The 13,794-nt window shown below is 46.5% G+C and carries 15 protein-coding genes; 1 reads left to right on the forward strand and 14 read right to left on the reverse strand.

Annotated features, from left to right (window positions below):
* Window positions 1–115: IS3 family transposase (locus QD47_RS30760; protein ID WP_152643808.1), on the forward strand; the 115-nt coding region annotated here is incomplete at its 5' end.
* A gap of 133 nt (window positions 116–248) precedes the next feature.
* Here QD47_RS30760 and QD47_RS13235 read toward each other — a convergent pair.
* From QD47_RS13235 to QD47_RS13300, 14 genes are all read right to left on the reverse strand, one after another.
* On the reverse strand, window positions 249–794 hold the full coding sequence (locus tag QD47_RS13235) for a hypothetical protein (protein ID WP_044646579.1): 546 nt from the start codon (window positions 792–794) through the stop codon (window positions 249–251).
* A gap of 340 nt (window positions 795–1,134) precedes the next feature.
* Window positions 1,135–2,235 (reverse strand): toxic anion resistance protein, encoded by a 1,101-nt coding sequence (locus QD47_RS13240; RefSeq protein ID WP_044646580.1) that lies wholly within the window; start codon window positions 2,233–2,235, stop codon window positions 1,135–1,137.
* Between the two features lie 219 nt (window positions 2,236–2,454).
* The gene (locus QD47_RS13245; RefSeq protein WP_044646581.1) at window positions 2,455–3,135 is read right to left on the reverse strand and encodes a hypothetical protein; all 681 of its coding nucleotides are present in this window, start codon (window positions 3,133–3,135) and stop codon (window positions 2,455–2,457) included.
* 58 nt (window positions 3,136–3,193) lie between these two features.
* Window positions 3,194–4,225 (reverse strand): ATP-grasp domain-containing protein, encoded by a 1,032-nt coding sequence (locus QD47_RS13250; protein WP_044646582.1) that lies wholly within the window; start codon window positions 4,223–4,225, stop codon window positions 3,194–3,196.
* On the reverse strand, window positions 4,222–5,055 hold the full coding sequence (locus tag QD47_RS13255; RefSeq protein WP_044646583.1) for an HAD family hydrolase: 834 nt from the start codon (window positions 5,053–5,055) through the stop codon (window positions 4,222–4,224). The genes QD47_RS13250 and QD47_RS13255 overlap by 4 nt, the downstream gene beginning before the upstream one ends.
* On the reverse strand, window positions 5,052–6,203 hold the full coding sequence (locus tag QD47_RS13260; RefSeq protein ID WP_044646584.1) for a cysteine protease StiP family protein: 1,152 nt from the start codon (window positions 6,201–6,203) through the stop codon (window positions 5,052–5,054). Before QD47_RS13260 ends, QD47_RS13255 begins: the two co-directional genes overlap by 4 nt.
* Window positions 6,200–7,540 carry a phosphoribosyltransferase family protein gene (locus QD47_RS13265; protein WP_044646633.1) on the reverse strand — a complete coding sequence of 447 codons (1,341 nt, stop codon included), beginning with the start codon at window positions 7,538–7,540 and terminating at the stop codon, window positions 6,200–6,202. Before QD47_RS13265 ends, QD47_RS13260 begins: the two co-directional genes overlap by 4 nt.
* 52 nt (window positions 7,541–7,592) lie before the next feature.
* A complete protein-coding gene (locus QD47_RS13270) occupies window positions 7,593–8,807 on the reverse strand; it encodes an HpcH/HpaI aldolase/citrate lyase family protein (RefSeq protein WP_200893432.1) in 1,215 nt (404 codons plus the stop codon).
* A 124-nt stretch (window positions 8,808–8,931) separates the two neighbouring features.
* A complete protein-coding gene (locus tag QD47_RS13275) occupies window positions 8,932–9,666 on the reverse strand; it encodes a TerC family protein (RefSeq protein WP_044646585.1) in 735 nt (244 codons plus the stop codon).
* Window positions 9,667–9,692: 26 nt separating this feature from the next.
* On the reverse strand, window positions 9,693–10,955 hold the full coding sequence (locus QD47_RS13280; protein ID WP_044646586.1) for a TerD family protein: 1,263 nt from the start codon (window positions 10,953–10,955) through the stop codon (window positions 9,693–9,695).
* A gap of 100 nt (window positions 10,956–11,055) precedes the next feature.
* Window positions 11,056–11,637 carry a TerD family protein gene (locus QD47_RS13285; RefSeq protein WP_023987194.1) on the reverse strand — a complete coding sequence of 194 codons (582 nt, stop codon included), beginning with the start codon at window positions 11,635–11,637 and terminating at the stop codon, window positions 11,056–11,058.
* A 33-nt stretch (window positions 11,638–11,670) separates the two neighbouring features.
* Entirely contained in the window at window positions 11,671–12,246 is a 576-nt protein-coding gene (locus QD47_RS13290; protein WP_044646587.1) for a TerD family protein, read from the reverse strand.
* Between the two features lie 48 nt (window positions 12,247–12,294).
* Window positions 12,295–12,888 carry a TerD family protein gene (locus QD47_RS13295; protein WP_044646588.1) on the reverse strand — a complete coding sequence of 198 codons (594 nt, stop codon included), beginning with the start codon at window positions 12,886–12,888 and terminating at the stop codon, window positions 12,295–12,297.
* Between the two features lie 28 nt (window positions 12,889–12,916).
* Entirely contained in the window at window positions 12,917–13,363 is a 447-nt protein-coding gene (locus tag QD47_RS13300; RefSeq protein WP_044646589.1) for a tellurite resistance TerB family protein, read from the reverse strand.
* Window positions 13,364–13,794 lie beyond the last annotated feature (431 nt).

Raw genomic sequence — 13,794 nt, forward strand, 5'->3', positions numbered from 1 at the left:
GGAATTACGGTCACGTATTAATGAATACATGGATTACTACAACACCGATCGGTATCAATGGACATTAAAAAAGATGACTCCTGATGAATACAGGAACCATCTATTAACAGCATAATCTAACTCTTTTCTTTTATGTGTCCACAAATAGGGTCACAGTTCATTTAATCGTGGGACTCTCTCTTTTTAATATCTATTTTTCAAAATGAGCTCTGCAGGATTTTCACCTTACAAGCCTTAGTCCGTCTAATTTACCATCTGCGGCGTTCGTCGCCTCTCAGGGGAAAGTCGCTCAAATCTCCGAGTTGGTCATGCGCATCTTTGTAAATTCGGATCATAGCTTGTACCTTGTTAAAGTCGCTGTCTTCCGGGCCGAATCCTTCCATATACATTTTTTGAATGATGTTCTGGAAAAATTCGATACGCTGGCGGATGGAATCCTGCTCCATATGCAGCACATCTTCAAAGCTGTGTGCCCCAGCAAATTCAGACAGTTCATCTGGCTCCTGCTCTTGGTATCGCTCTCCCCGGGTTTCTGGATTGAGATCAATAGAGGTACGCAAGGCTGACAACAAAATATTTTCCCGTACCAGCATGACATGAAAATCTTTGTTCTTAAACAGGTCTGCCACGATCAGACGGCACATTTCCTTGTTTTGCAACAGAATTCCGTCAAAAGGATGCAGCGTCCATACACCGTAATTAAAAAACAAATTGAAATTAAAGCTGCTGCTCCCATACTGATACACAATGTTGATTTTCGATTCGTCGATGATTTCAAATGAAAATTCCAGCATGCATTCTCCTTTGGGATTCCAATATTTAACTCTATCCTATCAGAAAATGCATGATTTTCAATAAAAAAATTTATTTCACAGCATCATTTAATTCCACGATAGAATCTGCTTTTTCACTACTGGCAGCTACAAGCAGATAGACAATCACACACCCCAAAATAAAGGACATCATACGCTCGTTCTCTCCTTTGTCATTTCACTTTTTAAGAGTTTATGCACGAGATTGCTATGTATGATTATCATGTCCTTTATTAGCTGCCCCCAAACCAAAAAAGACGCCTTTCAGGATCGCCCTGGCGTCTTTTCAATAGGTTAGGTCCATTATTTCACATTTGTAAAATCAGTTCAGAAACGAGCTTAGTCCTTCGGAAGAATCTTTATCCTTCAAACTCTTCGGCTGTTCCTTCCCCTCTATACCCAGACGTTGGCTGAGGTTGGCGTTGATTGCCGTCATTTTGCTCGTATAATCATGGCAGCTTTCAATAATTTGACGGTTGGATTTTTCGGACAGATCCAAAGCAGATACCAAATCCCCAATCGCCTGATTCACAGCTTCCAGTGACATAGAAGGCTTGCTAAGTAAATCTGTCGTTCTCTCCGTCGTCGTTTTGAGAAGCTTGGCATTTTCCTTGAATTGATTCTCAATCGTACGATTCGTGGCATCCACGGCTGAAATGATTTTGTCCTGATCCGCCAGTGCCATCGCAATCATAGCCGATACAGTGATCAAATTCGACGTTTTATCAATGGCATTATTTACGGAATCAATCAGTTTATCATTATTATCATTAATAATATCCGTTGCCGCAATCGCTTGATTGTAGAGCAAAATCATTTCGGTCATCGACTGCGTACGAGTAACCACCTTGCGCAGTCCCCGTTCCAGATGAGGCTTCCGCGTTTCATTCTCCGGCTTGGCAATCTCAGTCTCGAACAGCTCCTTCAACCGATTGCCAAAGGCGATTTTCGTCTGCAAATTGTAGATTTCCTCAATGGAAGCCTTCTTCAACTGCCTCATGCTGACGATATTTTCTTCCAGATTGTCCTTACCATCTCTCAAGGCTGTAATGATTTGCTCGATGTTTGTTTTGACCGACTGATATTTGTAAATGTAGTTCTTCAGCGGGCTTTTCCGTAGAAGCTTGCCGAAAAAGCTCACATTTTTGCTCTGTTGGAGCGTTTCGCATTCATCCCGCAGCTTTAAGATCATGTTCGATACTTCGGCCCGGTCGCCGGACATAAGATCGTTCACCGGGCGATCCAGCATTTTAAGCGTCTGTCCCGCACGCTCCTGTGTTTTAACTCCCAGCTTCCCGATGTCGTCCATTAAGGTATCCAGGCTCATGACATCGCTCTGTGACACCTTCTGAATGAGCTGTGAAGCCTCCTCGGTCACCTTTTGTTCGTCTTCTTTTTTCAATTCAGCCCATGGGGTCGCCATAACGCTACCTCCTATTCTACCAATAACTGTTAACCAACGGCTAATAGTTATTGTGTAGAGCAGCTACGCTGCTGTTTCTTAATTTTCATAAAAATGAATCCATTTCATAAATGATTAAGCCAACGAAATGTATACTACATATAGACAAACTAAACCATTTTGATCTATATGTACTCTTGATAAAGCTACTGAGGGGATTATGAAATTGATTCAAATAGCCTACAATTCGGAACTGCTGTACCGCTGGTGAATCAGCTCGGCTTTGCTTTGTAATTCAAGCAGATCCTTGTGCTCCACCGTGGATACAATCACCGATATTTTGCTATCCACATCCCGCAAGCCGTTTAATAACGTTCTCCGGTTGGTTCGCTTGGCATCACCGCTGAGCCGGAGAAACGGATTAATCAGTCCATTCAGGTCCTTCAAAATCAGCCTCCGAACGGTGTGGTTTACTTCGCTGCTATTTAATTCATGCAAAAGCGGAATCACCCGCTGTAAACGTGCGAACAGAGCCAATGCCTTCTCGACGATCTCGTTATCGAGCGCATCCTTTTGCCCCTCGGAGATCACCATATCCTCCAATACCTCCAGATACTCCATGACCTGAGCAAAATCACTGCTCACCTGTTCTGATAAGCGTGGTTTCTCAGTTACAGGCTCTGTTGGTGCCGAGGATTCCTTTTCAATCTTTTTTGTCTCAACAGCTTGTGCCTGCTCTACCGGTATAACAGAACCCGTCAGATTGGGTCGGGGATGACGGATAGCCATAACGACGTTGTATCCCCCTAAGCAAATGACCGGAATCGCCAAACACACAAACAACGGTAACCAAAAACTTAGCAAAAGCGCAATCAGATAGCTGGCCACGGCAATCGTGGTTCCCCACATTTTTGACGTCATAGCTTGTACCTCCTGACGTAAACCCTTACCATATTGTAGAAAATACACTCTACATGTGTCAATGTAAGGATTTACGTATGGTGATTGGCTGCTCGATGTGACTGGCTAAAATGTCGTATTGCGGATAAAGCGGACCCACCTCGTGACCCAAAGCCGATTTAACCGCCAAATAAGGAAAATTGATGCCGGACAAGCATGACACATGTAGTCCACCAGACATCCGCGGATTGATTTCCAGCAGTTTGGGACGCTCGCCGTTATATTTTACCTGAATGTTATAATTGTACGGAATGTGATATGCATCAGCGACCTTATGCGCCACATCCAGCAGCTCGGTATGGTGCTCCAGCAACCGTAATCGCCCTCCCGCCTTCCTGCGCGGAACTGCTGCCAGCAACTTTCCGTTTCGATCAGCCAGGCAATCAATACTGTATTCATAGCCCTCCAGCAGCTCCATCACCATCAGGTTGGGGAACGACTCTGTGGATGACAATACACGATATGCCTCCTCGAACGAGATATGGTTCAGCGTATGGCCGAACAGCTCCTCCAGCGGATTACGTTCGTTGTCGATGATGCGAAAGCCCATTCCGCCCTCTGTATTACATGGCTTGAAGCATACCTTATGCCCGCGTGCCGTTAACGTTTCATAAGCGTGTTTAAACTGCTCCGCATTGCTGGCAATGGCATAATCGGGAATCGTGACAATATCCTTTTGGCGAATGGATTCATAAAACAGATCCTTTTCCATCAACTGCTCCAGTAGCTCGGTATCCCGGCATACGATAACCTTCGTCCCAATTTCGTCGAACAGATGAAGATTCTTGCTAATATCGAGCATATTCCACCGTGGAATAAATACATCAATTCCGTGACGCTGGCAAAAATCCGCACAATAACGTGCATACTCCACGCCACTTATGCGCGGCTCCACCTCAGCCACATCACTGGCCTGTAATGCCATATGCTGCGGGTCCGAGTGCGTCGCATAGATTTCGAACGGAATACCGTCCTCATTGTTACGAATCGCATTCATATAATGATACGCCACCGAAAACCAGCGGTTAAAATACACCTTGAGCTTCTTCACAGAGCCTTGCCCCCTTTCTGTCTTGAAATGGACTGTATTTCATGGACATAGGCCATAATCTCGTCCGCAGCGTATACACCAGACACATCCGTAAAACGGTAATTGACCTCCAGCTCATCCCGCAGCTGTTCCCGGTACAGCTCGCCATGACGTGGAGCAATTGCATAGTCGGCATAGTCCAGCAGACAACGGTCCAGCAAAGAATCGCCGGACGCTACAATAGGCCCCCCATCCGTGAGGTTACGGATATGCTCCACAGCTGCCTGTTTATTCACGGCCGCAGGCACCAGATACACCTTACGCCCCTGAATGGATACCTCCCAGCCCATTTCACGCATGATTCGCGCCTTCTCCAGCACCTGCTCCAGCGGCATACGATCCCGTTCTATAACGAATGCGTAAAATAACTCATCACAGAAACGCTCACTCCTAACCCAATCCTCATGCAGCACCTGTCCGAATACATGACGTGCTTCTTCCGCATTAGCACCATCTCGGCGTACCTGCTCGTGAATGCGGCGATTCCACTCCCGATCCACCTCGCCTCCGACGATGATGTTTCCACCATTACTCGTCACGGCATATGCGGGAACCAACTCCGTCTGAAACACAGTGATTCGTCTATACTGTTCTATCGTCCGAGTCGTCACGGGCATAAACATCACATCTTCAGGCAGTGTCTTTAGCAATTGCAGGGCTTGTTCAGAAATAAAAGCCGACGTCGCCCCGTCTATCTGTTCCGCAGGCAACAGACCAGGGGACTCCAGCGGCACGCCAAGCGAACGCTTGGAGTAAATCAGTGTCTGATCCAGATCGCTTGCGTAGATCATTCTTGTCCTCCCTTGAGCGGCTTGATGATCCCGCAGCAGGAATAGGTCAGACCTTCAAACACCTCGACAGGCACTCCCCGGTCCTTTGCCAGCAGCACGATATACCGGAGATTCGGGTTATCCTCACGGTCAATCAGGATTTTCCACGGCACCCTGCGCAGCAGCACACGGGTCGTCTCCCCCACGCCGGGCTTGACCAGATTGATATCCTGAATACCAAAAGCCTTTTGTATCGCCTCGATATCCCGTAAGCCCTGCCACGTCACCACAGGTGGATTCAATGTCATCTGTTCAGCATACGCAACGGCAGTTTCAGCCACATCTGGAAAATAACCTGAAACCGTATCCACAAACGTATTGGACTGATCGACCGACCGCCAGGATTCATAAAATTTGGCTCCATGAAAATCGTCCGGGCCTATCAGATCGTCGCGCAATACCGTCCTGCTCATCAGACCCGATACGGTCGAATTCAGACAAGCGCTCGGGATCAAATAATCTTCCCGTGTACCGAAGGTATCCGAGCAGCTACCCGGATCGGCCAGCACCGCCAGATCATCATTCAGGCGTAATCCGTAATCTTCGTTCATCTCACGGCAAGCCTCAATCAGCACCTGCCGAATCGCACCTTTTCCCGTCCAGCCATCGACAAACTGGAGCTCAATATCCAGCCCATGCTGCTGTAAAATATACAAAATAGCATTCCGGTCAATGCCTTTGCCGCGAATAATGGAAATGCTGTAATGCGGCAGGGAAACGCCATACTTCCAGTCAATATACCGCTTGATCAAGATACCGATGGGAGTTCCTGCTCTGGCAAGCGAAACAATCGCCGTGTTCAGGCCCCTTTTTCTCACAATCATTTCAGCCACAGAAGCTGCCGCTAATGCGACTTTTTCAGCCGATTGGGCAAGTGTTTCGTGAAACAGTGCAATATACTCTGCCGTAGGCTCATATTCCACTGGGAGCATTTCTGAATAATGGACTCCCGACTGAATCGCCTCTTCACGATCCTCCGTCCCTTTTTCCAACGTAACCCGGCTCAAATCCTTCAATAAAAAGGTCACATCCGATGCAGGATAGCTCCCCAACGGTTCGGGCGGATGAATGTTCTTCTGTTGTATTTGCTTAATGAGTGTCTGCTTCATATCCGCTCTCCTTTACTCTCCTGCCCAGTTAACCGATTAAAATATACGACATGCACTTGGTCGCAGCCAAGACGGGTCATAGCATCCAGCATGGGCTGCATTCGCTGCGCGTCCGACTCCCTTTCGATCAATACAAAGATCTCGTCATACTGACCAGGATCTACATTATAAATAAAATTGCGCACCGTCCCATCATCAGGTGAGGGATAAGGCACACCACAAACTACGCCATATCCTTCCTCACGATGGGGGTAAACCGGGCTGCGCGTCGTCGACTGATAATACACATTCGGGCCTAACTCCGCTGCGATTCGCATCGGAATGTACATAAATTCCCCCGTACCCATCACCAGCGTGCGCTGCCCTGAACGAAGCTTCTTCAATCGTTCCGCAGTACGCGTAATCTCCGCATCCAACGCAGTATTATCAGCCGATTGCAGGCCGAAACGACCTGTATATTTCAAATAAGGAGCCTGATTGGCGTATCCGTCCGTTGAAATCGAGCTGTGTACTACCCGTTCAAAACCAGACGCATCCTCTGCAAAACAGTGGTCAATTATTCCAGAAGCGTCTGTCGTATCCTCTGCTATGCTAGTAGCAGCATGTTCTGCGTGCCCGGCTCGCCCAGCGTATTCTGCGTGATCCAGCATCGGCACTCCCTGTACCTCAATCTTTCCTTTGAGCAAGCTTAAAGGCGTAATCGTAATGCCCAGCTCTGCCTCCAGATCGGTGAAAGCCTGCTCATCGCTGTCTGTCCGCCAATCCAATAACGAAGCAATCACATATTGCTTTCTTGGAAAATGTGCCTGAATATCCCGAATAATATTAAGGGTCGTTTTGCCCGTCGTAATTTCATCATCTACCAGCACAATGGGGCCGTCTCCCGCAAATGCATGCTCATCCAGCGCATAGCAGCGATGATCAACAGCATGCGAATGTTCTTCTTCAAATCGAATGATCGGCTGAAGACCCGGAATATCCTCGCGCGTCGTATGAATATACGAAGCACCGTCCGCAAACACCTGATACATGGCGTGTCCCAGCGCCGTAGCCGTCTCGGCAAAGCCAACAAACTTGATCGGCTCCACAAAAGCCAAACGTTCTTCCATCAGCTTATGATAAGCTTCTTGGGCATAGTCCGAATCCAGAAGTCCCTTCACAGCCTCTCCAATCAGCTCATCCATCTGTTGTCCTGCCTGTGGGACAAGCTCCTTGTACAGCAGTATAGCCAACGCCGCACCACTCAGCAGAGAGGTGTAAGGGTTCACCGGAATATGCTTGCCCAGCACCTTGCTGACAAATAGAAATGAACGCTTCTTGTTCACCCGCGCCGCCATCGCAAACAGCTTGTCTACTGGAAGGCAGAATGGATTATGTGTTTCCGTAATTTTAACGCTGAACTGCTCCAGGATATGCAGCAGATGTGTTTTCGTGGTTGGGTAAGAGACTGACAAAATGTTGTTGTTCATGTAACACCCCGTATACTTTTGATCTGTTTATAATACGATGAGCCCAATTTAAATGCGGCTTAATTTCATTCATTTTGTTGGCATAGGTGCTTTTGAATACACCCAGACTACCGTCATTACGCTCCACAATCGCGAGGGCATCCATATACTCTTCATGTGTCACTGCGTACATGGCCTGTACCGGCTTAATATGGGAAGGATGGATGATCGTTTTGCCGATAATGCCATTTTCCTTGTCCATCATGACCTCTCGTATTAGTCCGTCCACCGCATCTGAAATGAAGTCCATCCGCAGATTGCGTCCCTGCTTACCAAATGCATCCTCAAAGGGCGACACTCTTAATTGAGGCTTAAATACACGTTCCCGATGAGAGAAATATTCCCATACAGGACCGGAAATGACATAATCCGAATCTACGCGTCCAAACAAGTTAATAATATCAGCGATGCAATCCCGAATGACAGCAATTTCATAGATAGTAATATCTGGACTACGTCTCAAGCCAAACAGGCTGGAAAAATCAGTTGCCCCAATTCGTACATTCAGCACATATTCCTGATACTCGTCCAAAATCTCTTTGATCAACAGCAGCTCATTCCAGCGAGTTTCCCGGTAAATGATTTTGGAGCTTTCGAGAATCGGTAATCCGTACAACACAGGGATGTTTTGTTCAACCTTACCCCGGTTATATCCGGCAATGAGTTCAAAATATGCTCGTCCATTGTCAGAAGAAAACTTGGGCAAAACAAAGCCCGTCAGTAGCGACAGAGATTCTCCCAACCCGTTCAGTAGCCGTTCGAGCTGTTCCACAGATCGCACACGTACAAACAGCAGCGGTAAACTCTGTTCACTCATCGCGCCTGTCCGTACATACGAAAATAGTTGAAGCAACTGCTGTGCCAGCGACTGTTCCGCCTGCCCGACCTGCTGATCCCCAATGGCATCCTCCAAATCCAGCATGACCGTCGTCAATCCTTCATGTTTTCCATTCTTGATCTCTTCCGCTACTTCCGAACGGGTCGCAGGCATGTACAAAGCCGCCCCTATCGCGTAAGCCAATATACTTTTGGGGGATCGGTTATTAAATTCTGACGGCGGCGTACAAAAGATCGCTTCTACTTCCTCAGAGGTCAAATCATTAAAATATTTCAGGGCCTTCTCCTCCTCTTGCTCTTTCTTGCCTGACTGAAGCCCTGTGCCTCGGGTATAAAAGAAATCCCCCCTTAAGTTCAGGAGGGATTTCGCTATACTTTGTACATTAAGCCTCTTCGTCGGCCTTTTTCTTTCTTTTCGCCGAGCTAATAAACATGGTGCCTACAAAGACGGCAATCAAAATGCCGAAGAATAAAACCTGCGACATATGAAAGCCAAAAGCAGCAGCCAGCATCTTACCCCCGATAATGGCGATCAAAATAAAGGCTGTCTGTTCCAGTTCCGGAAATTTATCAATGAGCTTGAGGAACACTTGTGCAACACCGCGCATCATCAGAACGCCGATAATACCACCCAGGAACAGAACCCATACCTGTTCGCTTACACCAAAAGCGGCAATGACACTGTCAATACTGAAGGCAATATCCATCAGCTCGACCATTAATACGGTTTTCCAGAAAGAAGTAGGTTTGTTTTTCACTTCTCCGTCAGCTTCGGAATTGAATAAGCCCTTATAAGCGATATAGAGCAGATAAGCCGCACCCAGCACCTTAATCAGCGTGAACTTAATCAGGAATGTACCCAAGCCGATCGCGAGGAACCTGAATACATACGCACCCAAAATCCCGTAAAATAAGGCTCTCTTTTGTTGTTCCTTCGGTAAATGCTTAACCATAACTGCGAGAACCAAGGCGTTATCCGCCGACAAAAGACCTTCCAGCAAAATGAGAGTTCCAATAATCCCCCAACTCACCGGGTCAGAAAGCGTAGCTACAACATCACTCCATGAAAAGAAATGGCCGTAGTTCTCGCTGATATTTTTAAATAAATCATTCAACATGAAAAGAGTGCCTCCGATAATTCAGTTTATTTACTACCCTGCGACCAGCGCATGCCCCAGTTATGTGCACGATCCAACTCACGATGGCCGCCATAGAACTGCACGAGTCTTTCAATGCTGAACGTTTCATCGTTCACGTTTTGGAGCATGGCAATCGCACACATCCCCTTGCGGTTGTCATGTTCATTCAGGTGAACGACAATATCCGGTCCGTCCTTCTGGTACAACGTGACCACACCGTCCGCCTGCGACCAGTTCGTAACGCCTTCATAAATGAAGCTAAACACCAAAATTCGCTTGATTTCAGAAATTTTAGCACCGTTGATGCGAAGATTTTCCCCTGTTTTCACAGATCCCGTACGGTCGTCGCCGTCCAAAGCAATGTACGGGAAGCGATTCAGCGAGCCGAAAACTTCACCCAGCGCCTGAACAACGCCTTTATCTCCGTTCTTCATCTCATACAAGCAACCCAGATCCAGATCGACACCCTTGGAGCCACGACTGAAAAAGCCCTTGCTTTGCTGCACCTGATTCCAGTTCAGATTGATCAGGATTTCTCCTAATCCACCTGAGCCTTTTTTCAGATTGATAGTGTCGCCCTTCTTCTTCAGTTCAATTTTGCGCAAATTCAGATTCACTGGTGTTGCAGATGGCTCTGGCTTCGGAGCAGGAGGTGCTGGCGGCGGTGTTGGTGCTGGCTGAGGAGTTGGAGGTGGTGTAGGCACTGGCGGCGGAGCCGGATTATTTTCCACTTCAATCCCGAAATTGACGCACAACGCATCCAATCCACCGGAAAAACCAGCGCCAATTGCGTTGAATTTCCATTCCCCGTTATGGCGGTACAGCTCACCTATGACAATGGCCGTTTCCACTGTAAATCCGCTGTCCAAATTAAACCGCAAAACCTCTCCGCTAACCGGATGAGCAAAACGAATGAACCCACCTTGAACCTGTCCAAAATTTTGCCGTTTCTGATCCGCATCATAAATCGTCAGCGTGAACGCAATCTTCTCAATGTTGACAGGAATCCGCGTCAGATCAAGTGCAAATTGCTTTTTGTCACCAGACTGTTGTCCGTCTGAATAAGTGATGAAGGGCGTGGTCGGATTGTTGTAAAAGATCAAATCCTCATCGCTTGACACTTTTCCTCCAGAGCCTAACAAAAATGCCGAAGTATCCAGTTCCAGAGCCGCTGGGGACTCCCAGCCGATCCCTACGTTGACCTGGGTCAGACCCGGATTCGTTTTCGTCAAATCCGCCTTCTGTCCCTTTACTACGATAACAGCCATGATTGTGTCACCTTTCTGTCCGTTTGTCATGTGTCAGCGCACGCCAATTCAATGGCTTAAAAAAAGGGTAGCGCCCTATGGACACCACCCCAAGTGGATATTATTGAGCGTCCAAGCCATAGTTTTTAGCAAGCGCACCCAATCCACCAGCAAAGCCGCTACCGATTGCCTGGAATTTCCAGTCCGCATTCTGACGGTAAAATTCACAGAATACCACGGCCGTTTCGGTGGAGAAATCCTCTCCCAAATCGTAGCGCAGCACTTCACGATCCGTCGCTGCGTCTACCACACGTACGAAAGCATTGGACACTTGACCAAAGTTTTGCGCACGTGCCTCGTAATCATAAATGGTAACCGTGATCCCGATACGGTGGATGTTCGCAGGAATCTTCGAAAAATCAACGATGATTTGCTCGTCATCCCCATCGCCCTCACCTGTGCGGTTATCGCCTGTATGGGTCACAGATCCTGCTCCGCCGGTTGGATTGTTGTAAAATACAAAATCATCAGCAGCTTTCGCTTTGCCATCTTCATAAAGCAGGAAAGCCGAAGCATCGAGGTCAAAGTCCGCGCCACCGCTGTATTTATTCGTATCCCATCCAAGACCTACGACAACACGAGTCAAGCCGGGATTGGTTTTGGTCAGATCAATACGTTGTCCTTTGGAAAGACTAATGGTCATACTGTATACCTGCTTTCTTTGTACAGATTTTAGTTACGCCAAACCGTAATCGCGAGTCAACCCTGCAAGACCATCCTGGTAGCCACTACCAATGGCATTGAACTTCCACTCACCACTATGACGATACAATTCGCCTACAACAACGCCCGTTTCGATCGAGAAATCTTCTCCCAGGTCAAAGCGAATCAATTCTTCATTGTTTGCTTCGTTCACGATACGAGCATAAGCACGGGACACTTGTCCAAAGTTTTGGCTGCGTTCTTGTGCTTCATAGATTGTAATCGTAAAAGCGATCTTTTCTACGTTAGCTGGCACGCTACCCAAATCAATTTTAATTTGCTCGTCATCTCCGTCACCATCACCCGTACGGTTATCACCGGTATGAACAACAGAGCCGTTCTCATTTTGTGGGTTATTGAAAAAGACGAAGTTCTTATCCGATTCTACTTTACCTTCTGCATTAGCCAAAAATACGGATACGTCCAAGTCAAAATCCTTACCGCCATCGTATTTATTCGTGTCCCAACCCAAACCAACCGTGATTTTGGACAAGCCTGGATTTGTTTTCGTCAAATCAATCTTTTGACCTTTGGATAAGTTAATTGCCATGATAAGAACCCCTTTTCCATAATTAAGTTTGGTATTCGTAAAATAAAATTACATGTAGCGCTGAGCCAGCACATCAATATGTACGGCATTCGTGCCTTCACCGATGGCAGCAAACTTCCATTCGTCGTTATGACGATAGAGTTCTCCACAAACCAATGCAGTCAGCCCTTCATAATTATCAGATAAATTAAACGTGACCAGTTCCTTGGAATTAGCACCGTCCAGAATGCGGATATACGCTTTCTCGATCATGCCAAAATCCTGTTTCCGGTTTACGCAATCATATATATTTACAACAACAAGCACTTTGTGGACACTAGCAGGAATACGTGCCAAGTCAATCACAATTTGTTCATCATCACCGTCACCTTGTCCAGTCAAATTATCACCGGAATGTACGATAGAGCCGCATGGGCTTTTTTTATTGTGGAAGCATACTACGTTATCCGATTGAGTCAGTTTTCCGTTTGCGTCCAGTAAAATGGCAGAAGCGTCACAATCAATATTCGGTTGCTTCTTGATGCCAAAAAATCCTTTGGACTTCACCGGGTCCCATCCCAATCCGGCAATAACTTTGGTTAGACCTGCGTTTCCTTTGGTCAAATCAATTTTCTGGCCCTTAACCAGATTAATTACAGCCACTGATTAACACACCTCCCTTCCGTAAAATTTACAGACTAAATTCAGACGGATTCAAACCCAGCGCACCGCAAATTTCAGCGACAATTCGTTGTTCATCTGCATCAAAGTCACCGTCAGCAGCACCAATGGCACTACATACGCCAACGACGAGTCGGCCCACTTCAGGCTTGCCTTTCAATTTGCCAATCGCTTTCAGTGCTTCCTGTTTGCCGATTTCAGGCGAAAATTCAAAGTTCGCTACATAGTGATTGAAGCGATTGATGACCTCTCCCATATCAAACACTTTCAGTTCCTCACTGAGATTTATGTATCCGGCCATTTTTGATTTCTCGTCCGGACTAATGGTACCGTCAGCAAAGGCTACCAGCGCACAACCCGCAACAACAGCTTCCATGAAATCTTTATTTTTAAACTTCTTAACCTGGTCTCCAAGACCCTTTTTAGTCGTGTTCAGCCAATTTTTAAATGTACTCATGTTGCCCTCCACAAAATCGTATTTGGGTGAAACGCATCCTAGTTAATTTCTCCCTTTACTATAACCTGAATTACGATCTTTTTCTACAATAATATACAAAAATACGGTAAATCCGGTCTATTTTCTGTCGGTATCCTCTCTATCTTTAGCCCTATTTTCTGCTAAAAGGCCCTCTTCCATCATCTATCATTTGGTACCCTAATTGCAAGTCCATAGATACCCCGCGGGTATGATTATATGGATTGTGGCTAAATACAATCCTATTCTACCTTCACAGTATTAGAGCAGAGACGAAAACTAGCAGCTCAGCTGCCTTCAATAATAATCATTTGCCTTTGGATAACTATAATTTTAGGATTTTGCAAAATTCGATCCCAATCGCTCCAAGGTACAATATATAGACGAATAAAATCATTTCGATCTATATATTC

Source organism: Paenibacillus terrae, assembly GCF_000943545.1.
Classification (GTDB): Bacteria; Bacillota; Bacilli; order Paenibacillales; family Paenibacillaceae; genus Paenibacillus; species Paenibacillus terrae_A.